This is a genomic window from Pantoea sp. SYBGC1 (assembly GCF_057197005.1).
The window spans coordinates 46,363-70,958 of the sequence record NZ_JBXUNM010000013.1 but is presented as its reverse complement, the minus strand read 5'-3'; the positions used below and the strand labels follow the sequence as shown (position 1 = coordinate 70,958).

Genomic DNA, 24,596 nt, shown 5'->3' with positions numbered 1-24,596 from the left:
TACGCAGCCAGGACGGCATAAATGCCGCCCCTGTGAATACCTATCATCCACGCAACCACAACGATTAACGACGCGGAACGTAGGGGGCGCATTAATGCGCCCCTGGTCTGGATGATCCACGCAACCAGGGCGGCATAAATGCCGCTCCTGTAATGGCGCGGCACGCAGGGGGCGCATTAATGCGCCCCTGGCGCGGAAGATGTACGCAGCCAGGGCGGCATAAATGCCGCCCCTGTAATGGCACGGAACGTAGGGGGCGCATTAATGCGCCCCTGGCCCGGAAGATGTACGCAACCAGGGCGGCATAAATGCCGCCCCTACAATGGCACGGTACGTAGGGGGCGCATTAATGCGCCCCTGGTTCAGACGATATACGCAGCCAGGGCGGCATAAATGCCGCCCCTGTAATGGCACGGTACGTAGGGGGCGCATTAATGCGCCCCTGGTCCGGATGATGTACGTAACCAGGGCGGCATAAATGCCGCCCCTACAATGGCGCGGCACACAGGGGGCGCATTAATGCGCCCCTGGTCCGGATGATGTACGCAACCAGGGCGGCATAAATGCCGCCCCTACAACGACGCGGAACGTAGGGGGCGCATTAATGCGCCCCTGGCCCGGATGATTTACGAAATCAGCGCGGCGGGGGATGTTCAGGCATAAAAAAGCCCGCACAGAGCGGGCTACTAAACAGAATACTTTGCGCTTACAGGCCAGCGGCTTCGCGCAGCAGGGCGGCTTTATCCGTCTGCTCCCACGGGAAGTGTTCGCGGCCAAAGTGACCGTAGGCGGCGGTCTCTTTATAGATAGGTTTCAGCAGATCCATCATCTGAATCAGACCGTAAGGGCGCAGGTCAAAGAATTCACGAACCAGCAGCGTCAGCTGTTCGGTCGGCACTTTCTCAGTGCCAAAGGTTTCTACCATGATCGACGTTGGCTCTGCCACGCCGATAGCGTAGGAAACCTGAATCTCGCAGCGATCGGCCAGGCCGGCAGCAACAATATTTTTTGCCACGTAGCGCGCTGCATAGGCTGCAGAGCGGTCAACTTTTGACGGATCCTTACCGGAGAAAGCACCGCCACCGTGACGAGCCATACCGCCGTAGGTATCAACGATAATTTTACGGCCGGTCAGGCCACAGTCACCCATCGGGCCGCCAATCACAAAGCGACCGGTCGGATTGATATGGTATTTAGTGCTGGCGTTGATCCACTCAGCAGGCAGCACCGGCTTAATGATCTCTTCCATCACCGCTTCACGCAGATCGGCCTGAGAAACCTCTTCTGAATGCTGGGTTGAGAGCACGACAGCGTCGATACCGACAATTTTGCCACCATCATACTGGAAGGTGATCTGGCTTTTAGCGTCCGGGCGCAGCCATGACAGCGTGCCATTTTTACGCACTTCTGCCTGACGCTGCACCAGACGGTGCGCATAGGTAACCGGTGCGGGCATCAGCACATCCGTTTCGTTGGTTGCATAACCAAACATCAGACCCTGATCGCCTGCACCCTGCTCCAGCGGATCGGTGCGATCTACGCCCTGATTAATATCAGGTGACTGTTTGCCAATGGCGCTCAGTACGGCGCAGGAGTTGGCATCAAAGCCCATATCAGAATGAACATAGCCGATCTCACGTACGGTATTGCGGGTGATCTCTTCAATATCGACCCAGGCGCTGGTGGTGATTTCACCGCCCACCAGTACCATACCGGTTTTGACGTAAGTTTCGCAGGCCACGCGCGCTTTCGGATCCTGTTCGAGGATGGCATCCAGCACGGCATCGGAAATTTGGTCAGCGATCTTATCAGGATGTCCTTCTGATACGGACTCAGATGTAAAAAGGTGTTTAGCCATTCTGTTCTTTACCTTAGAAATGGGTTGAATTCGACTGCATAGCGCCAGTGAAAAACCTGCTTAGCGCCCCTTCAGGCAAAGCCACGAGCAGCAGGGAGTGTCAGCACGCCAGGCTCACACCGCCTGGAACTTATTCAGTTTAGATGGAAAACCATCTGGACGGCTATTTTAGGTTACCCGATGTGCATTTTACCAGAGCTTTTTCTGATTCGGTTTGTTTCAAAAAGCGGCTTACTGGAAGCTTTTGCTGACAGCGCGCGCAGGGCGGGGACAAAGATTTTGCAATTTTACCCGGCTGGCGGTATAAAACGCCGCTATTGATGCCAGGACGCCGTCAGGCGTTGCACGATCAGATACCATCTCTGATTTTTTTCCGCTCCGTTTCCGCATGCTGCCCGCAGGCGCTGGAGGTGAGTAAAGTAATGAACCGTTCCCATCTGCTCTCTGGTTCACAGCGCATGTCAGGCGCGCTGGCCTCTCTTTCTGCTGTTCACTCTTCCTGTTCTTTCTGTCGATGTTTGCCGCCGTGCAATCATGACGACATGCATAGCCATTAAACTGCGGCTAAAGTCCGGCATCAGCACAGGCGCGTGATTGACACCCGCAGCCGTGCCAAATCCGATCGGATTTCCACTGACTGCAGCGCGATGTTTTACACTTACTGGCAGTAACACCCGGGGTAACCTGATGAGGCGGGACACGCAGCATGAATAAGTTTTTAGCCGCAAACGCACCAGCAGTACCTGATAACTCTCTACTATTTCAACAGAAAACTGAGGTTCGCGATGTCTGACGACATGAAGAATATCAAGGGTTCGTCAGCTGGCGAACAGGGTGTCCTCCGCTCAATGCAGGAGGTGGCGATAAGCGATCAGGAAGCGAGCCGTATGCTGCGCACCTATAACATCGCCTGGTGGGGCAACAACTATTACGACGTAAACGAGCTGGGCCATATCAGCGTGTGTCCGGATCCCGATCGGCCCGAGGTGCGGGTTGACCTGGCAAAGCTGGTCAAAGAGCGCGAGGCTGACGGTCAGCGTCTGCCGGCGCTGTTCTGTTTCCCGCAGATCCTGCAGCATCGCCTGCGCTCCATCAATGCGGCGTTCAAGCGCGCGCGCGAATCCTATGGTTATAAAGGCGACTACTTCCTGGTTTATCCAATCAAGGTCAATCAGCACAAGCGCGTCATTGAATCGCTGGTTAACTCGGGTGAACCGCTGGGCCTTGAAGCGGGCTCAAAAGCAGAGCTGATGGCGGTACTGGCGCACGCGGGCAAAACGCGGACCGTTATCGTCTGTAATGGCTACAAAGATCGTGAATATATCCGGCTGGCGCTGATCGGTGAAAAGCTCGGCCATAAAGTTTATCTGGTGCTGGAAAAGATGACTGAGGTCCGTCTGGTTCTGGAAGAGGCGGAGCGTCTGAATGTGGTACCGCGTCTCGGCATCCGCGCGCGCCTTGCCTCGCAGGGCTCGGGTAAGTGGCAGTCAAGCGGTGGTGAAAAATCGAAGTTTGGCCTGGCGGCGTCACAGGTACTGCAGCTGGTGGATATCATGCGCAAAGCTGGCCGGCTTGACAGCCTGCAGCTGCTGCACTTCCATCTCGGTTCGCAGATGGCGAATATCCGCGATATCGCGACTGGCGTGCGCGAATCTGCCCGCTTCTATGTTGAGCTGGCAAAACTTGGCGTCAACATTAAATGCTTTGACGTCGGTGGCGGTCTGGGGGTGGACTATGAAGGAACCCGCTCCCAGTCTGACTGCTCGGTAAACTATGGCCTGAATGAGTATGCCAATAATGTTATCTGGGCAATTGGCGACGCCTGTGAAGAGCATGGCCTTGAACATCCTACGGTGATCACCGAGTCAGGCCGCGCCGTAACGGCACACCACACCGTGCTGGTCTCTAACATCATCGGCGTAGAGCGTAATGAATTCAGCACGCCGGTCGCGCCTGATACGGATGCACCGCGCCCGATTCAGAGCCTGTGGGACACCTGGCAGGAGATGCATGAGCCCAACGTGCGCCGCTCGCTGCGTGAATGGCTGCATGACAGCCAGATGGACCTGTTTGATATCCATACCGGCTACTCATCCGGCACCTACGATCTGGGACAGCGCGCGTGGGCCGAACAGCTTTATCTGAGCATTTGTCACTACATCCAGCAGCATCTGGATCCGAGCAATCGTGCACACCGCCCGATTATCGATGAGCTGCAGGAGCGTATGGCAGATAAAATCTACGTTAATTTCTCTCTGTTTCAGTCGATGCCGGATGCCTGGGGTATCGATCAGCTCTTCCCGGTTATGCCGCTGGAAGGTCTGAACAAGATGCCACAGCGTCGCGCTGTGCTGCTGGATATTACCTGTGATTCCGACGGGACAATCGACCATTACGTTGACGGTGACGGAATCGCAACCACTATGCCGATGCCTGAATATGACGTGGATAATCCGCCGATGCTGGGCTTCTTTATGGTGGGCGCTTATCAGGAGATCCTCGGCAACATGCATAATCTATTTGGCGACACTGAAGCAGTAGATGTGTTTGCTTTCCAGGATGGCAGCGTGGAAGTGCAGTTATCAGATGAAGGGGATACCGTCGCGGACATGCTGGAATATGTGCAGCTGAATCCGGACGATCTGATGACGCTATTCCGCGATCAGGTAAAGCAGCAGCAGGATATAGATGAAGAGCTGCGATCGCAGTTCCTTGCCGAGTTTGAAAGCGGCCTTTATGGCTATACCTATCTTGAAGATGAATAATCAGTAATAACGTATCGGGCCCTGCGGGGCCCTTTTTTATTGCTGTAAAATTTTTTTCTGGTTTGTGACGTAATTCACTATTTTGCGCGAGCGCTACTTCTTCGTTTTTTTCTGTAGCGACTACCCAGTCAGTTTGGCTTAAAAATCAATATCCTCTGCCATTATCGCTCACCCTGACTCTACCTTTTCTTATTTATTAATAAATTTTCTTATGTTTCGCTTATCCTTAAATCATAATTTATTTATGTTTTTTATAAATAAGAGATGTTTTTAGTCATGATCCATCTGGCGCATTTACTGATGTCAGGTTTCCTGAAAAATAGCCGGTTATTACTAAAATAAAAAATTAACAATGCTGCGCTTTCACATTAATTTGACTTAAAATCAGTATTTTAAGGCTGAATAAGGCGCTGATGCTCGCACTTTGCACGATCGCAGGCTTATCTCCGGGCGCCGGTTATAGAGCATTACCGGAACGGTTGTCAGAAAATGATTGGTTTTAGCTATCATTGCAGGACCATTTTTAGCTGAAAACTATTTTTCAAAATGTAAATTGCAGGCTAATCTCCAGTTGCTATAGTAAATTTTGTCGATGTTTCTATTTTATATAACATGAATAAGTCTGATCTTTAGGGCTTTATCAGCAGCGTCTTCAGGAAGGGTGCCATGACCGAGCGTTTTAATCCGGTTTTCTTGCTGGAACCCGTTCACAGTCTGACCGGAGAGATAACTTCGTGGGAGCTGCTGACACGATTTAAAGAGAAAAAATCGATAACCACACAATGCAATCCCGACAGAGAAGAACATTTTTTCTCTCTGCTTCCTGCCGATGAGAAGTGGCAGCTATTCCTTCACCAGGTCGAAAAAATTATTCAGCTTAGCCAGCAGGGATTTAATCAGGTTATTAGCGTAAACGTAGACAGAGACATTGTTGCCGGCATATTTGCAGATGAAACCATTCAGAAAAAACTGGCGTCTGTTGCATTATTGCGGCTCGAAATCTCTGCATTTTTTACCTCGCGTTTTAATAGCGAGGATCTGCTGACCCTGAAAGGCGTAGCAAAAATTACGCCCGCTCCTCTCTGGCTTGACAATTTTGGTCCGGGTTATTCAAGCCTGACCATGCTTGACAGCGGAATATTTGAGATCGTCAAGATTGATAAAGCGTTTTTCTGGCAATTCAGCGAAGACCGCACCTTTGACATTCTGCTTAATCACCTTAATCAATTATGCCGCGGCGTCATTGTTGAGGGTGTTGAAAATCAACACTATGTGGACCTGCTTGCGCATAAGCCTGTTTATGGCATGCAGGGTTACCACTGGCAGAGTGTTTATCTTGATGATTTATTTGCGTAATTCAGCACACAGCTTTGCGATTATGGTCTGCGCAGAAAGGGATTTCAGGTGAAAATTAAGCGTGCCTGCTTCGCTTATTATCACCTATGAATAACGCTTCTGTATTCCGCATAACGCCTGATGTCCTTTCTGAATACGCGATTAAACCTATTCTGCGCTGCGCTTACTCTTTTACCGGAATAAGAGCAGCCGATGAAGGATGTGAGTAATTCCCTGAATTACTTGCGATAGCAAGCGGTATCTGATGATACCGGGCGTGCCAGTAACGCTCATAAACTTATATCTGCGCGGGATCCCGATAACATGAACAATATCTCTATCACGCCCAAAGGTGGGACGATTGCTAACGAAGTGAGCGGTACTCAGATTACGCTGACCGCACCCAGTGTGGTTAAACTTAACCTGAATCAGGCTGACATTAAGGCTTTCACACGCAATGGTAACGATTTAGTCGTAACAACTAAATCAGGTGAAACACTTGTTATTCATGATTTTTACAGCGCCAATGGCGACAGCGATCTGGTCCTGCAAGATGACCGCGGTGCGCTCTGGTGGGTTGAGGATCCCGGCACAGAGGGCTTTCAGTATGTGTCAATCGACAGTACAGAAGGTCTGCTGGCAGAAAACGTAACGGATAACGGCACGATTGCCGCCTTCGGTATCGGTGGCGCGGCCCTGGCCGGTATCGGGGCGCTGTTTGCGACCGGCGGCGGCGGCGGCGGCGGCGGCGGCGGTGGCGATGATGCGGATAATTCCGGCGGCGGCACCAATCCCGGTAACGGAGGCAACAATCCTGGCGGAGGTGGCGGCAATAACGGCGGAGGTAATGGCGGAGGTGATAACGGTGGAGGCGATAACACGCCACCGGCTGCCGTAACCGATCTGCAGATTATCAGCAATGCCGGCAATCAACAGGGTGCAATCACTAACGGTACAGCAACCGCAGATAATACGCCAACGCTGAGCGGCACCGCCGAAGCGGGTGCGATTATCCGCATTTACGACGGTACGACGCTGATTGGCAGTACGACAGCAGGCGCAAATGGCAGCTGGAGTTTCACCACCTCAACGCTGGGCGAAGGCCAGCATAGCCTGAGCGTCACGGCCACGGATGCTGCGGGTAATACCAGTTCGGCCAGTAGTAGCATTACATTTATCGTTGACACCTTGCCGCCAGCTGCCGCTACGGAATTAACGCTCACAGATAATAGCGGTACACCTGCACCCGTTCCTGAGGGTTCTGCTACCGATGACAGGACACCGGTGTTGAGCGGTCGCGGCGAAGCGGGCACCATCGTCACTGTTTATGACGGACAGACCCTGCTGGGTACCACCGTCGTCGGGGCGAACGGCAACTGGAGCTTCACCACACCAGAGCTGAGTATCGGCAGCCACAGCCTGACCGTGACGCTGACCGATGCGGCTGGCAATATCAGCGCACCTTCCACGCCTTATGACATTACTGTACAGACCGCTTTGCCGCCCGCTACTACCGAGCTGGAAATTTACGATGACAGTGGCGCAACGGCGGTATTGCTGCCAAATGGCACCAGCACCTCTGATTCGACACCCGCGCTCACCGGCGTAACTACGCCAGGCAGCCTTGTCACACTGTATAACGGCACAACGCCAATAGGCAGTGTAGTAGCGGGTGTGGATGGGCAGTGGCGCTTTACGCCGGACTCACTGGTTGATGGCAGCTATACGTTCTCAGCCACTGTTACGGATGCCAGCGGTAACGTGACGCAAACCCCAGCCATTACGCTCATCATTGATACCGTACCACCTGCAGGTGCGGGCAATCTGAATCTCTCGGATGGCGTGGGCACTACGTCTGAGCCGATCCTTTCCGGCGGAGTGACCAACACCACCACGCCAACCCTGAGCGGCACAGCGGAACCCGGCAGCACCGTGACCATTCGCGATGGTGACATCGAGCTTGGAACGGTGACTGCAGGCAACAACGGCGAGTGGAGTTTCACTACGCCTGCGCTGGGTGAGGGCGATCATAGCCTGACCACCGTGGTTACAGACGCAGCCGGTAATGCCGGCCCGGCTTCATCACCAATTGAATTTGGTATTGATACCACACCGCCTGCTGTTGCAGGTGATGTGCAGCTGATTAACAACAGCGGCAGCACGCCGCAACCAATCATCAGCGGTGGCGCGACCAATAATACTTCACCAGTGCTGAGCGGCAGCGCGGAACCGGGCAGCACAGTAACTATCTATGATGGCGAAACTGCTATCGGCAGCGTCACCGCGGGCAGTGATGGCAGCTGGAGCTTTCCGGTGCCGGCACTGGAAGAAGGCGATCATAGCCTGACCACTACCGTGACCGATACGGCGGGCAATACCGGTCCGGCCTCTGAGCCGATTGAGTTTGCAGTGGACACCATTGTGCCAGCGGCCGCCTCGCAGCTGGTGCTGACTGACAGCGTCGGTGATGAAATTGGCCCGGTAGCGGGCGGCGCAACCATTGATGACAGCTCGCCGGAACTAAGCGGCCAGGCCGAGCCTGGCAGCATTGTACAGATCTACGACGGCGGTACCTTGCTGGGCAGCACAGCTGTGAACCCGGATGGCAGCTGGAACTTTACCACTCCAGCGCTGAGCAACGGAGCACACAGCCTGACCGCCTTCGTCACAGATGCAGCGGGCAACCGTAGCGAGGCGTCTTCAGCCGTTAACTTTACGGTTGATGCTGCTCTGCCGCCGGCCACCAGCGAGCTGCAGATCACCGACGACTCAGGCAATACGCTGGTTACTCTGGCTGATGGTGCAAGCACGCGCGATAACACGCCAATTCTGAGCGGCGTTGTGGCGCCGGGCAGCATCGTTACGCTCTTCGACGGAACGACCGAACTGGGCAGCGTCACCGCAGGTGCAGACGGGCAGTGGGTGTATCAGGTGGGCGCACTGGATGATGGACCGCACAGTTTCTACGGCAGCATTAACGATAACGGGGCGATCTCGCAGACGCCAACCATCACTATTACCATCGATAGTACGGTGCCTGCCGCGCCGGACAGCCTGCAACTTGTCAATGACCAGAGCGAAACCGCAGTACCGATTGGCGCAGGTACAGCCACAAACGATACCACGCCAGTGCTGAGTGGCCGCGCGGAACCCGACAGTATCATTACCGTGCGCGATAATGACACGGTGCTGGGTAGCGCTACGGTCAATGCAGACGGCAGCTGGAGCTTCACCACGCCAGTACTGACTGAGGGTGACCACAGCCTGACGGCGACGGCCACCGATGCTGCCGGCAATAGTGGCCCGGCATCAGTCCCGGTTAACTTTAGCGTGGATACTACACCGCCAGCCGCTGCGGCAGATCTTATCGTCAGTAGTGAAAGCGGTGGCCTGCAGGTACCGATCGCAGCTAACGGTAACGTCAATGACAACACGCCGCTGCTCAGCGGAACGGCAGAACCTGGCAGCATAGTGACCATCAGTGATGGCGATACAATACTGGGTTCAGCAGCGGTTAATGCTGATGGCAGCTGGCGTTTCACCACGCCTGAGCTGACCGAAGGCGCGCACAGTCTCACTACTACCGTAACTGACGCCGCAGGCAATACCGGTTCGGCCTCGCCTGCAATAAACATCATCGTCGATACCGTACCGCCTGCGGCGATCGCTGATTTGCTGGTCAGCGACGACGTGGGCGCTCAGCAGGGCGCGTTAACCTCCGGCGATACTACTGACGATCGTACCCCGACCCTTAGCGGTACAGCAGAGCCTGATGGTCAGGTCAGCGTGTATGACGGAGAGGTACTGCTGGGCATTGTGGCCGTAGACAGTAACGGCAACTGGAGCTTCACGACGCCAGCGCTGAGTAACGGTCTGCATACGCTCACTGTCACCGTCACCGATGTGGCAGGCAACGTGAGTCCGGCGAGCTCTGACTTTACACTGACCATAAACGCGGACGCACCGCAGGCTTCGCTGTCGCTGGAAGTATATGACGAGAGCGGCAACGCGCTGGAGCAATTAAACAACGGTGATATTACCAACGATAGCACGCCGCTGCTGACCGGTCTTGCTGGCGCAAACAGCGTGGTGACGCTGTATGATGGCGCGACGGTACTGGGCTCAGTAACTGCAGATGCTAATGGTCAATGGAGCTACCGGGTGCAGAGCCTGCAGGATGGCGTGCATACCTTCCGCGCCAACTTTGATGATGGTAACGGCAATACCATTGAAAGCGCCGCGCTCTCCATCACGCTCGATACCGTGGCGCCGGCAGCAGCCAGCGAGCTGACGCTGAGCAATGACGCGGGCAGTACGGTGGTACCCATTACCGACAGCATCGCCACTAATGACAGCACGCCCTTATTTAGCGGTCAGGCGGAAGCGGGCAGCATTGTTACTATCCTGGATGGCACCACGTTGCTGGGCAGCGTGGCCGTGGGCGCCAGCGGTAGCTGGAGCTTTGTGCTGCCAACCCTGGCTGATGGCAGTCATAGCCTGAGCACGGTGGTCACCGATGCCGCAGGCAACGCCAGCCCGGCCACGCCGGCGCTGAACTTCACCATTGATACCACTGCACCTGCTGTCATCAGCGACTTGCTGGTCAGCGATGACAGCAGTGGCACTGGTGTTCCGCTGAGCAGCGGTGCCACCACAGCTGACAGTACTCCGGTACTAAGCGGCACCGCAGAGGCCGGTTCGCTCATCAGCATTTACGATGGCAGTACGCTGCTGGGAACAGTAACGGCAGGTGACGACGGCAGCTGGAGCTTTACCCCGGCTGCGCTGACTAACGGGGCGCATTCGCTCACCACCACGGTCACCGATGCTGCCGGTAACGTTGGCCCGGCATCGCCAGCCTTTAACCTGACGGTGGATGCAGGTATTCCGCCAACCAGTGAACTGCTGGTGGTGGCTGATAACAACGGCAGTACGCTGGTGGTACTGGCGAATAACGACAGCACGCAGGACACCACGCCAGTGCTCAGCGGTCGCGCTGAAGCGGGTGTGCTGGTCACGCTGTTTAACGGAGATGTTGAGATTGGCAGCGTCATTGCGGGCAGTGCTGGCCTCTGGACCTTTACCCCGAATCCGCTGCAGGATAACACCTATGCCTTCCGCGCCACCTACACCGATAGCGCCGGAACCGTGGTGGAAAGTAACACTCTCATTATCACCATTGATACCGTTGCACCGGGCGCACCGGGTGGCCTGGTGCTGGAGAACGGAGCGGGCACAGAAATTCCGTCGGGTGAAACCACCAACACCCGCACGCCGGTATTAAGCGGCAGCGGGGAAGCGGGCAGCGTTGTGACCATTTCTGATGGCAGCACGCCGCTGGGCAGCGTCACGGTGGATGATACCGGCAACTGGAGCTTTACTCTGCCAGCGCTGAGTGAGGGCAACCACAGCCTGATCACGACGCAAAGTGACGCGGCAGGCAACATCAGCACGCCATCTGCGCCAGTGGTGGTGATTGTTGACACCGTGCCGCCAGCGGCAGCCGGTGGCTTGCAGCTGAGTAACGGCGATGGCGATGTGATTAGCGCCGGTGGCGTGACCAACGTGACGCAGCCGGTGCTGAGCGGCACCGCTGAGCCGGGCAGCACTATCACCGTTTCAGATGGCACGAATGAGCTGGGAACGGCGATTGTCGCCAGCGACGGTAACTGGAGCTTTACGCCGGACAATGCGCTGAACGAAGGCGATCACAGCCTGACCACTACCGTAACCGATCCTGCCGGGAATACCGGCCCGGCATCAGCGCCGCTGGTGATAACTATTGATACCACGCCGCCGGCGGTTGCCAGCGATCTGCTGATCAGCACCGATCAGAGCGGCACGCCAGTCGCGATCAATAACGGCGTTACCAACGATACCACGCCGGTGATTAGCGGACGCGCCGAACCTGGCAGTACGGTGACGATCAGCGACGGCAACAACACGCTGGGTAGCGCAGTGGTCGGTAACGATGGCCGCTGGAGCTTTACCTCACCAGCACTCTCTCCGGGCGATCATAATCTGGTGGTCACGGTGACGGATGCGGCCGGTAACAGCAGCGAGCCGTCAGCAGCGCTACCGATCAACATCGATCTTACCTTGCCAGAGGCACCGGCAGCGGTCACGCTGAGCAACGATAGCGGCACCGCGCCGGTACCGATTGCTGCAGGTGGCTTTACCAATGACACCACGCCAGCGATTAGCGGCAGCGCGCCAGCAGGCAGTACGATCGCAGTGTTTGATGGCACCACTGAACTCGGCACGGTCAGCGTGGGCGACACTGGCACCTGGACCTTTACGCCGCCGATCGGGCTCAGTGAGGGCAGCCATAGCCTGACTGCTACCGTGACCAGTCCTGCGGGCAACACCAGCCCTCCTTCTGAGCCAGTCGTGGTTAACGTTGACGTTACCGCTCCGGCAGTCGCAAACGATCTGCAGCTAACGAATGATAATGGCACCACGCCACTGCCGATCAATGGCGTGACTAACGACGTAACGCCACAGTTAAGCGGCAGCGCGGAACCCGGTAGCACGGTCGCTATCTACGATAACGATGAATTGGCTGGAACGGCACAGGTCGATGCAGACGGTCGCTGGACCTTTACGCCTGAGCCGGCACTGGAAGCGGGCGCGCATAGCCTGACGACCGTGGTGACCGATGCCGCGGGCAACAGCGGACCGGCGTCAACGGCTATCAACTTCACTATCGACCTGACCACACCGCCAGCGGCAGGTGGTGTGGAACTCATTAGCGATAACGGCACCGCGAACCAGCCGGTGACCAGCGGCGGCGCGACCAATGACACCACGCCAGTCCTGAGCGGCACCGCACAGGAAGGCAGCACCGTGACTATCCTGGACGGTGACACCGTGCTGGGGACTGTGCTGGTGGACAGCAGCGGTGCATGGACCTTCCCGATTCCGGCGCTGAGTGAGGGCGATCACAGCCTGACGACGACGGTAACCAGTCCGGCAGGTAATGTCAGCGAGCCTTCTGCCGCCATCGATTTCACGGTGGATACCGAAGCGCCTGCCGAACCTGCCGGCCTGCAGTTGTCAAACGATGAGGCCGATCCTGCCATACCGGTGGCTGCCGGCGGCGCGACTAATGACACCACGCCGGTGTTAAGCGGCAGCGCCGAACCGAATAGTCTGGTGATCGTGCGGGATAATGGCGTCATCATCGGTTCTGCTACCGTCGGCGCTAATGGCAGCTGGAGCGTCGCGCCTGAAACGGCGCTGGAAGCGGGCTCACACAGCCTGACCGCCAGTGTCACCGACCCGGCCGGTAACGTCGGACCTGAATCCGCGCCTTATAACTTTACTATCGATCTCACCGCGCCGGATGCGCCGCTAGACGTAGCGCTAAGTAATAACGAAGGCAATACGCTGGTAGCCATACCGTCAGGCGGCTCGACCAACGACGCGACGCCGGAACTGACCGGCACGGCCACCGCGGGCAGCATCATCACCATCTATGACGGTGACAGCACCACGCCGCTGGGAACGGTGACCGTGGGCGCAGATGGCTCATGGCTGTTTGTCACCGGTGAGCTGAGCGACGGACCGCACAGCCTGTCAGTCACCGAGACAGATGCTGCCGGTAACGTCAGCGAGCGATCGGAGCCGATTACGTTTACCGTGGACACTGAGGCACCTGACGCGGCAGCGGATCTGCAGCTGGTAAATAACGATGCCGATCCGGCTACGCCGATCGTTTCCGGCAGCAGCACCAGTGACAACACGCCGCTGCTGAGCGGTACGGCCGAGGCCAACAGCACCATTACTGTGTATGACGGGCAGACGCCAATTGGCACCGCAACGGCAGATGAAGAGGGTGCCTGGAGCTTCTCACCCATTCTTACCGACGGTCAGCATAACCTGAGCGTCACCGTTACGGACGCGGCGGGCAACGTCAGTGAGCCGGGCAACGTTATCGCGTTTAATGTCGATACCGTAGCGCCATCAGCGGTGACGGAACTTTCTATTGCCAATAACAGCGGCGGCGAACCGGTCATCATTCCGAACGGTGGATTGACCAATGACAGCACGCCGCTGTTCAGCGGCACAGGCGATCCGGGCAGCGTGATCGTTATTGCCAGCCAGAACGGTGAGCTGGGTACAGTCACCGTTGGCGACAGTGGTCGCTGGAGCTTCACGCCACAAAATCCGCTGACCGACGGTAACTACACTCTGACGGTCACGGCACGTGATGCCGCCGGTAACCTGAGCGCACCTGTTACGGCGCAGCTGGCTATCGACGCCACGCCACCTGTGCAGGCGGCCGATCTCACCTTGTCGAATGACAATGGCACCACAACCGTACCGATTACCTCTGGCTCAATCACCAGCGACAACACGCCGCTGCTGGCCGGCACCGCCGAGCCAGGTAGCCGGGTGAATATCCTGGATAACGGGGTGCCGATTGGCACCGCGATTGTCAGTGATAACGGAGAGTGGAGCTTTAGTGTACCGACCTTAACCAACGCCGGGCATAGCCTGACGGTGACGGTCACCGATGCCGCCGGTAATACCGGTCCGGCGACTGCACCGCTCACGTTTACCGTCGATAGCCAGGCACCGGCGCAGGCCACGCTGGTGGTGACCAATGATAACGGTCCCGATCCGGTCATTGTGCAGAATGGCACATTCACTAATGACAACACGCCACTGCTGAGCGGTGAGGCCGAGCCGGATAGTCTGGTCATCATCTATGATGGCGACGTTGTTCTGGGCTCAGCCACCGCCACCCCTGACGGCACATGGAGCTTCCCGTCACCGGCGCTGACCGACGGCGAGCATACGCTGACCGCGACCGTGACCGATGCGCTGGGCAACGTCAGTACGCCATCCTCCAGCTTTACCCTGCGGGTGGACGCGACGCCACCGCAGCCGGTAAGCGGGCTGCTGGTGCAGAACGATAACGATGCAGATAATCCGTCCACCATCGCTAATGGCGGCGCGACCAATGACAACACGCCGCTGCTGAGCGGGACCGGTGAGCCGGGTGCCACGGTGAATGTCTATAACGGAACCGTGCTGGTTGGCTCGGCCGTGGTGGGTAACGATGGCAGCTGGAGCCTGAACACCAATCCGCTTCCTAATGGCAACTACAACCTGTCGGTCATTGTCAGCGATGCGGCAGGCAACAGCAGTGAACCGGTGAATGTCAGCCTGACGGTGAATACGATTGCACCCGATCCGGTGCTGACGTTTGATATTTATGACAATAATGGCACCACGCCTGAGCTGGTCAGCAATAACGGCTTTACCAACGACAGCACGCCGGTGCTGCGCGGTACCGCAGCAGCCGGTGCCCTCGTTAATCTGCTGCAGGGCGACACGGTGATTGGCTCGGCGCAGGCGGATGCCAGTGGCGTGTGGCGCTTTGAAACCAGCGCACTGGATGACGGTACCTATGCTTTCTCGGTGCAGGTGGTGGATGCCGCAGGCAACGTCAGTGAGCCGACCGGCCCGATTACCGTTAACATCGATACCGTCGCACCGGCAGCGGTGGCTGGTTTCACAGTAACGGATAATGTGGGCAACACCGGTGAGCTGGGCAATGGCGATGCCACGGATGACAATACGCCTGCGCTGAGTGGCACGGCAGAAGCGGGCAGCACGGTGTCAATTTATGACGGCACCGTGCTGCTGGGTACGGCAACAGCGGGCACGGACGGCAGCTGGACCTTTACCACCGAAGCGCTGAGTAACAGGGTGCATACCTTTACCGTGACCGTCACGGATGCGGCGGGCAACGTCAGTGCGCCTTCCGCGCCATTCGATGTTAACGTGCAGGCGGAGCTGCCACCGGCGACCTCTTCGCTGCAGATCACTGACAGCAGCGGCACCACACCGGTGACGCTGGTAGACGGCGCAGTGACCAAAGACAACACGCCAACGCTAAGCGGCGCGGCGACGGCGGGTGAGATTATTCGCATCTACAACGACGCGGATGATACGGTCATCGCCAGCTTTACGGTGGGCGCGAACGGGCAGTGGAGTTATACCCCAACGGCGTTAGCGGACGGCGTGTATGCCTGGTACGTCACTGCACAGAATCCGGGTGGTGTAATCGGTGAGCCTTCGGACACCATCAACATTACGGTAGATACCGTTGTACCTGCTGTGGTCGATGATTTGGTTATCAGCAACGACAGCGGCGGCACGCCGGTAGCGATCACCGCCGGTTCCACCATCAACGACAGCACGCCGGTTCTGACCGGCAGCGCTGAACCTGGCGGCGTTGTCACCGTATACGATGGCAATATCGCCATCGGTTCAGCGGTTGCCAGCGGTGATGGTGACTGGAGCTTCACCACGCCAATCCTGAGTCAGGGCCTGCATGCGCTGAGCGTCTCGGTCACCGATGTGGCTGGTAATGAAAGCCCGCGTACTGCAGCGGTGGACTTCACGGTCGATACCATCGCGCCAAATGCCTCAACGCTGGTGATCACTAACGACGACACGGCACAAACCGTGCCCAACGGCGGATTCTCCTCCGACAGCACGCCGACGCTGAGTGGTACGGCGGAAGCGGGCAGCACTATCACTATCACCAATAACAATACACCGCTCACTACGCTAATCGTGCCGCAAAACGGGGCATGGAACTACACGCCAGCGGCCGCGTTAAGCGAAGGTGCGCATACTATCAGGGTGACCGTGACCGATGCGGCGGGCAACGTCAGCGGTATCACCAGCGCCGTTGTCAATGTTGATACGGTGGCACCGGCTGCGGTCACCATTACAGCCAGCAACGACAACAGCAGCGTGCCGGTTGCGATCGCCGCAGGTGGACTCACCAATGACAATACGCCGCGCCTGAGCGGCACGGCAGAAGCGGGCACGCTGGTGACCATTAGCGAAAACGGGTCGCCGATTGGTTCGGTTATTGCGGCGGCGAATGGCACCTGGGGCTTTACCACCAATACCTTGTCCGATGGTCAGCACACCTTCAGTGTGGTGGCCAGAGATGCCGCAGGAAATACCAGCACACCAGCAACGTTTACGCTGAATGTGGACGCGACACCACCGGCTATCGCCACCAATGTGGTGGTGCAGAACGACATCACGGGCGTGAGCATTCCAGCCGGTGGTGCCACCAATGACGCCACGCCGACGCTGCGCGGTAGCGCGGAGGCCAACACTACGGTCAGCGTTTACGATGGCAATACCCTGCTCGGGACGGCAACAGTCGATGGCAACGGTGGCTGGATCTTCGCCTCGCCGACGCTGGCGAACGGTGCGCATAGCCTGAGCGTGACGGTAACGGATGCGGCCGGTAACGTCGGAGCACGCACTGCGCCGGTGACGGTGATTGTGGATACGGTCGCACCAGGCACTTCAACGCTGGTCGTGACCAACGACGGTAACGGTACGGTGATCCCGAACGGTGGCGTGACTAACGACAGCACGCCAACCCTGAGCGGCAGTGCCGAAGCCAACAGCACCATTACACTGCGCAACGGCGACGCCCTGCTGGGTACGGCGATTGCCGATGCAACGGGCAACTGGACCTTTACCCCGGCCACGGCACTGGGTGAAGGCACGGTAACGCTCAACGTTACGGTGACGGATGCGGCAGGCAACGTCAGCGGCACCACCAGCAGCAGCGTGGTGATCGATGTGACGCCACCGCCTGCGGTCACCGGGCTTGCTGCCGCCAATAACAACGGCAGTACGCCGGTAGCGATTGCGGCGGGTGGCGTCACCAACGACAACACGCCGCGTCTGAGCGGGACTGCAGAAGCCGGCAGCGTGGTCACGATTCGCGATGGTGATGTGGTTCTGGGTTCGGTCACAGCAGGCAGCAACGGCAGCTGGAGTTTTGTCACCAGCGAGCGTACGGACGGATTGCATACCTTCAACGTCACGGCAACGGATGCGGCAGGCAACACCGGTCCAAACGCGGCCATCAGCCTGACCATTGATACCGCAGCGCCGCTGGCGGCGACCGAACTGCGGCTTACCAACGATGTGACGGGAGCGCCGGTTGCTAATAACGGTATCACCAATGACAACACGCCAACGCTGAGTGGTACGGCAGAAGCGAACGGCAGGGTGACGGTCTACGATGGCAACACGGTGCTGGGTACGGCGATTGCTAATGCGCAGGGGGCGTGGAGCTTTATCTCACCTACCCTGAGCAACAGTGCGCATGCGCTGAGCGTTACCGTGACGGACAGCGCCGGTAACGTCGGGCCGCGTTCGGATGTGATCAACGTAACGGTGGATACCGTGGCGCCAGCCAACTCCACCCTGACCATCATTAATGACGCCACCGGGGCGACAGTGGCGAACGGCGGTTCTACCAACGACACCACGCCAACGCTGCGCGGTACGGTGAGCGCTGCGGAAGCCGGCGCGCGCGTGACCATCCAGGATAACGGGCAGTTACTGGGTACAGCGATTGTGCAAGCGGATGGCAGCTGGAGCTTTACACCGCTGACGGCGCTGAACAATGGTCCGCATCCGCTTACGGTGACCGTTACGGATTTAGCGGGTAATGTCAGCGGCAGCACGGCGGCGACAGTGGTGATTGACACCGTCGCCCCGGCAGCGGTAACCAGCCTGGCGGCGTTCAACAACAACGGCAGTACCGCCGTCACCATTCCGAACAACGGCTTTACCAATGACAGCACGCCGCTGCTCTCCGGTAACGGTGAGGCGGGTGCACGCATCACCGTTTACGATGGCACGCAGCCGCTGGGTACCACCACCGTCGGTGCGAACGGTACCTGGAGCTTTATCAGCAGCACGCTCAGCAATGGTCTGCACACGCTGAACGTGGTGCAGACCGATGCCGCGGGCAACAGCAGCCCGCAGGTATCTACTACGCTGACCGTGGATACGGTGCTGCCGACCGCCAGTTCGCTGACGATCACCGACGACACCAGTGGTACGCCGGTGACGCTGGCTAACGGCGCGTTCACGCGTGATACCACGCCGACCCTGAGCGGCAGGGCGGAAGCGGGGGCGATTGTCACCATTTTTGACGGCTCAACGGCGATCGGCTCGGTTACCGTGACCAGCGGCGGCACCTGGAGCTTTACCACCGCCGCGCTGGCAAACGGTGCCCATCCGCTGAGCACCACGGTGACCGATACGGCGGGTAACGTCAGTACCGGTAACACCAGCGCCACGGTGAACGTCGATACCGTGCCGCCGGCAGCGGTGAGCGGGCTGCTGGTTAACGCAACCGGCACCACCTTAACCGGCACCGGTGAAGCAAATGCCACTGTCACAATACGAGATGCTGGCGGCAACGCTATCGGTAGCGGAGTGGTACAGGCCAACGGCAGCTTCAGTATTACGCTGACCTCACCGCAAACCACCGGGGCCACTTTGTCAGTGGTGCAGACGGACCGCGCTGGCAACGTCTCTGCCAGCACCTCTGTGCTCGGGGCGATTCGCGTGGTGGCGACCAACGACAGCAACGAGGTGGATTACACCACTACGCAGGCGACCATCAGCAACGGCACCACCAGCGTTTCCCATATTGCGCTGGCAAACGTCGGACTGGGTAACGTGCTGAACGCCAGCGTGCTGTCTAACGGCAACGCCTTCGTGTTTAGCGTCGGTCCGGATGACACCCGCACCATTACGCTGAATGGCTCGGTGGGCGGTATTAGCCTGATCTCAACCTACTCCCTCTACCTGTATGAGCAGCAGGCGAATGGCAGCTGGCAGCTGATCAATACGCGGGGTAACTATCTCTCCACCGGGTTGATTTCTCTGGGCACCCAGACCGGGGCCAACGTGACCTACAGTAACCTCGGCACCGGTAACTATGCGGTGGTAATTGGTTCCAATGTGAGCGTGGGCCTCCTGCCCACTACTACCATCAGCACGGTGTCAGACTACACCACGCTGGCGGTAACCACGGCGGCCACCGTCACCGGTAATCTGCTGGCGAACGACACCAGTTCGATAGCCGGTACGGTACCGGCCGGCGTGGTGGTCACGACGGCGGGCGGCGCAACGGTTGCCGGCACGGGTAATACGGTGATCACCAGCAGCTACGGTACGCTGACCCTGGATGCGCGAGGTAACTACACCTATGCGCTGAAAGCGGGATTGAACATCGATACCCTGCCAGCGGCAGACACATTCACCTACTCGGTGCGCGATGCCAATGGTGCTGTGACCTCCGCCACGCTGACGGTAACGCTGCATAACGGTCCGGCGGCCACGCTGTTTGCCGCCACCAGCCTGCTGGCGGAAAGCAGCAGCGCTGAGCATGACGCGAGCGGCAGCATCTGGGCTGACAGCGCCAGTACGCACAGCGGAACCTTAACCATCACTAATGCTCTGGGGGCAGAAACCACGGTGGGAGCGGCCGGTATGACGCAGGTAGCCGGTGAGTTCGGCGTGCTGCAGGTCAGCGCCAGCGGGAGCTACACCTACTCACTCAATGCGGATGTTAACGTCCAGAACATTACGCATAAGGAGGTATTCAGTTACACCCTGGCGGGCCGGGACGGCACCCTGACCAGCCACAGCTTCACCATTGAGCTGCACCCGACCATTAACGGTACCGGCGGAAACGATACGCTGACCAGCAGCGCCTACGATGACACCATCACCGCTGGCGCCGGCGCGGATACGCTGGTCTACCATCTGCTGGATCGCGCTGACGCCACTGGCGGCAACGGTCACGACACCTGGACCGACTTTAACGTCGCACAGGGAGACAAGATTGATATCAGTGAACTGCTGATTGGCTGGAATGATTCCACAAGTAATATTAATGATTTCGTGAAAGTGGACCATACTTCTGATGGCAGCACCGTGCTCTCAATCGATCGTGACGGTAGCGGGACGGGCTACAGCACTACGCAGCTGATCACGCTGGAAGGCGTTAACGTGTCACTGGAGGAGCTGCTGCAGCAACCGCACCAAAACCACACGGCATAGTGGTGTGTGACGCAGGGAAGCATCACGGGCACAGGAGGTGCCCTTTCTCTATTCTGACTGGTGGATAATCGATGGATCTGATGCAATCCGGCGCACCTTTTCGCCGTTCCTCTCTGCCCGCCGCAGTAAGCGCGGGCTTTCTGTTGTTTTACAGTGCGCATCTTAGTGCCGCCAGTGAGACGCTGATACGTGCTGGGTCTATCACACAAAGTGAGCTGGTTCAGCAGCAGGAGCTGCCGTCGCTCGCGGGCGAAGTCGCCGAACCGGCGCTGGGCAGCGTACCGGATACCCTGACGATTGAGCAGGCGGTACAGCGTGCGGTGCAGTGGCATCCTGATATCGCGCAGGCGATCGGCACCATGCTGGAGCAGGCGAATCAGGTTGATGTGGCAAAGGCAAAATATTATCCGCAAATCAGTGCGGGCATGAACAATGGCTATAGCAACAGTTACAGCGGCAGCGGTTTCAGCCCCTCATTTGTGCTGTCGGTGTCGCAGATGCTTTATGACTTTGGCAAAGTCAGCAGCTCGGTTCGCTCTGCTGAGGCGGGCGTGGCGCAGGAGCAGGCTAACGTGCTGGTGAGTATCGACAGCGTGGCGCACGATACCGCAGCGGCACTGGTTCAGGTGCAGGGCTATCAGCAGCTGGTAAAGATTGCCCGCGATCAGCTCAGCGCCTTAAGCCGGATTGGCGTGCTGGCGCGGCAGCGTAATGAAGAGGGCGCCGCCTCGCTCTCCGACGCGACCCAGACGGATGCGCGTATCGAAGGCGCGCGCACCACCCTGACACAGTATCAGGCGAGCCTTAACCGCTGGCGCGCAACTTTAGCCACCTATCTGGGCTGGCCGCTGGTAAAGCAGGTCAGCGACCAGTTTCCCGCGACGCTGACCCGCGGCTGTGCCAGTGGCAAAGCGGATGACAAAACCAACCCGGCGGTGCTGGCCGCGTGGGCGCAGGCTAATCAGGCGCAGGCCAAACTGGATAACGCCAGCGCACAGAACCTGCCGACTATCTCGCTGGAGCCGCAGGTTACCCACTATCTCAACGATCGCTACGCCGGCAGTCAGTCGCTGGACCGCACGCAGTACTCTGCCTTTATCAAAGTAGAAATGCCGCTTTATCAGGGCGGCGGGATTACCGCCGCGCGCGACGCCGCCGCCAGTGCGCTGCAGGCGGCGAACGCAGCGGTAAATTCCGCACGGCTGAAAGCGCGTCAGCAGCTGAGTGAGTCGCAGAATGAGGCGCTCAGCCTGTCGCAGAGTCTGGCGATTATGGGGCGCCAGCAGGCGCTGGGCGAGAAAACCCGCCAGCTCTATCAGGATCAGTATCTGCAGCTCGGGACACGCCCGCTGCTGGACGTGCTCAATGCCGAACAGGAGGTGTGGCAGACCCGCTTTACGCTACAGCAGACCGTAAGCCAGCTGCGATCGCTGCAGCTCGACTGTCTTTACAGCACCGGACAGATACGTTCAGCCTTTACGCTCAATAACCAGCGCATCCAGACCGTGGAGATCCAGCCATGACCCAATTACCAATTCCGGACGCGCCTGAGAGCCAGCCCGCCAGCGGCGGCGAGCTGCCGCTTAACGGCTGGGCCACGGCCATTATTCAGATCGCCACTCACTACCGGCTGCCCTGTTCGCCAGGCATGATCATGGCGGCAGCGGAGTGGCAGGGCAAACAGACGCGCGATAAAGCGCTGCGCCATCTGGCACGTCAGGCGGGGCTGTCGCTGCAGCTGTTTGCAGAAGAAAGCCGGGAGATCACGCGCTGGCGCCTGCCGCTGGCGGTTGAGCTGGATGATGGCCAGGTCGGCGTGGTGACGGCGTTTGATGGTGATGATCGCGTTCGGGTGCACTTTTCCGGCGATGAACAGCCGACGCCGGTGATGCTCACCGATCTGCTGCCCGCCCTCCGCGTGGTGGCCGCGCTGCGACCGGTGGCGGCGGCGAAAGATAGCCGGGTTGACCGCTACCTGGCTACCGTCCGCCCCGACTGGCTGCGGCGGCTGGTGCTGCACGATCTGCGTCCCTACGGCTACGTGATGCTGGCGTCCTTTTTGATCAATCTGCTGGCGCTGGTAGGAATTGTGTTTTCGATGCAGGTCTATGACCGGGTGATCCCGGCGCAATCCTATCCGACGCTCTATGTCCTCTATGCTGGCGTGATCATTTCAGTGGTATTTACCTATATTCTGCGCGTGGGACGCGATCACGTTACCGACCTGCTGGGCAAGCGCGCCGATATGCGCGTCTCCGATCGGGTGTTTGGTCATGCGCTGCGGCTGCGCAACAGCGTGGTGCCGCGCTCTACCGGCACCTTTATCTCCCAGCTGCGTGAGCTGGAGGCGATCCGGGAAATGGTGACGTCAACCACCGTGACGGCGATTGTCGATATGCCATTTTTCCTGCTGTTTTTGCTGGTTATGGCGATTATTGCGCCGCAGCTGGCGTGGATCGCCCCGGTGGCGGTGCTGCTGATGGTGCTGCCGGGCCTGCTCAGTCAGAAAAAACTGGCGAAGCTGGCGCAGCAGGCGCTGAAAGAGTCCACGCTGCGTAACGCAGTGCTGGTGGAGAGCGTGCAGGGGCTGGAGGATATCAAGCTGATGCAGGCGGAGGATCGCTTTCTGCAGCAGTGGAACAGCTATATCCGTATCACCGCGCAGTCGGGCGTCGCGATGCGTAAAGTGATGCACTCGCTCATTAGCTGGGGCGTAACGGTGCAGGGACTGGTTTACGCCAGCGTCATTGTGGTGGGCGCGCCGATGGTGATCAACGGCGATATCACTACCGGCGCGATTGTCGCGGCGTCGCTGCTCTCCTCGCGCATGATTGCACCGATGGCGACGCTGTGCGGCGTGCTGGCGCGCTGGCAGCAGGTCAGGGCGGCAAAAACCAGCCTCGACGGCCTGATGAACCTGCCGGTTGAGAACAGCAGCGATGAGACGCGTATCCACTGTCCGGTGCTGTTTGGCCACTATCAGTTCACCGACGCCATGTTCCGCTACTACAGCGACTCGCTGACCATGGCGCTGCGTATCAAATCCCTGACCATTCAGCCAGGGGAGCGTATTGCGGTGCTGGGCCGCAACGGCTCCGGTAAATCCACGCTGCTGCAGGCGATGGCGGGCGGTATGGACCTGGTGAGCGGTGAGCTGCGGCTTGATAACCTCAGCCTGCCGCATATTGACGTGGCCGACGTGCGGCGCAACGTCGGGCTGCTGACGCAAAACGCGCGTCTGTTTCACGGTACGCTGCGCGAAAACCTGACGCTCGGCGCGGCACACGCTACCGATGATGCCATCTTCTCTGCGCTGACGGTGAGCGGCGGAGCAGAATTTATTCGCCGTCTGCCGCTGGGGCTGGATCACCCGGTCATGGAGGGGGGCACCGGCCTCTCCGGCGGGCAGCGGCAGTCGCTGCTGCTGGCGCGCATGCTGCTGCGCGATCCCAATATCGTGCTGCTGGATGAACCCACCGCCGCGCTCGACGATCACACGGAGAAAGAGTTTATTGAGCGCCTCGGCGCGTGGCTGAACGGCCGCACGCTGATCGTGGCGACGCATCGTGCCGCGATTCTGTCGCTGGTGGATCGGATACTGGTGCTGAAAGAGGGACAGCTGGTCATGGACAGTCCGAAAGAGAAAGCGCTGCCGCCAGCGCGCAGCGGCGGAAATCTGCCGGAGGTAAACGCATGAAGCAGCTGCCGGCAAAACT

At 58.5% G+C, this 24,596-nt stretch carries 6 protein-coding genes; 5 read left to right on the top strand and 1 reads right to left on the bottom strand.

All coding sequences use genetic code 11. The features are described 5' to 3' along the window. Positions 1-706: 706 nt before the first annotated feature. Entirely contained in the window at positions 707-1,858 is a 1,152-nt protein-coding gene (metK, locus tag AC2CF9_RS16920) for a methionine adenosyltransferase (protein ID WP_071668584.1), read from the bottom strand. Between the two features lie 785 nt (positions 1,859-2,643). Here metK and speA point away from each other — a divergent pair. The 5 genes from speA to AC2CF9_RS16895 all read left to right on the top strand — a co-directional run bounded on the left by speA (position 2,644) and on the right by AC2CF9_RS16895 (position 24,577). Next, positions 2,644-4,623: a biosynthetic arginine decarboxylase gene (gene speA, locus AC2CF9_RS16915; RefSeq protein WP_039380074.1), complete on the top strand. Its 1,980-nt coding sequence runs from the start codon at positions 2,644-2,646 to the stop codon at positions 4,621-4,623. Positions 4,624-5,289: 666 nt separating this feature from the next. Further along, positions 5,290-5,979 (top strand): EAL domain-containing protein, encoded by a 690-nt coding sequence (locus tag AC2CF9_RS16910; RefSeq protein ID WP_150018518.1) that lies wholly within the window; start codon positions 5,290-5,292, stop codon positions 5,977-5,979. A gap of 303 nt (positions 5,980-6,282) precedes the next feature. Then, the gene (locus AC2CF9_RS16905; protein ID WP_484557523.1) at positions 6,283-20,880 is read left to right on the top strand and encodes an Ig-like domain-containing protein; all 14,598 of its coding nucleotides are present in this window, start codon (positions 6,283-6,285) and stop codon (positions 20,878-20,880) included. Positions 20,881-20,951: 71 nt separating this feature from the next. Next, positions 20,952-22,403, top strand: coding sequence for a TolC family outer membrane protein (locus tag AC2CF9_RS16900; RefSeq protein WP_150018520.1), 1,452 nt, complete (start codon positions 20,952-20,954; stop codon positions 22,401-22,403). Then, entirely contained in the window at positions 22,400-24,577 is a 2,178-nt protein-coding gene (locus AC2CF9_RS16895) for a type I secretion system permease/ATPase (RefSeq protein WP_150018521.1), read from the top strand. Before AC2CF9_RS16900 ends, AC2CF9_RS16895 begins: the two co-directional genes overlap by 4 nt. The last annotated feature ends 19 nt before the right edge of the window (positions 24,578-24,596 follow it).

Coding starts and splice junctions, on each gene's coding strand:
- speA (WP_039380074.1), top strand. CDS start 2,644: ATGTCTGACGACATGAAGAATATCAAGGGTTCGTCAGCTGGCGAACAG.
- AC2CF9_RS16895 (WP_150018521.1), top strand. CDS start 22,400: ATGACCCAATTACCAATTCCGGACGCGCCTGAGAGCCAGCCCGCCAGC.
- AC2CF9_RS16905 (WP_484557523.1), top strand. CDS start 6,283: ATGAACAATATCTCTATCACGCCCAAAGGTGGGACGATTGCTAACGAA.
- metK (WP_071668584.1), bottom strand. CDS start 1,858: ATGGCTAAACACCTTTTTACATCTGAGTCCGTATCAGAAGGACATCCT.
- AC2CF9_RS16900 (WP_150018520.1), top strand. CDS start 20,952: ATGGATCTGATGCAATCCGGCGCACCTTTTCGCCGTTCCTCTCTGCCC.
- AC2CF9_RS16910 (WP_150018518.1), top strand. CDS start 5,290: ATGACCGAGCGTTTTAATCCGGTTTTCTTGCTGGAACCCGTTCACAGT.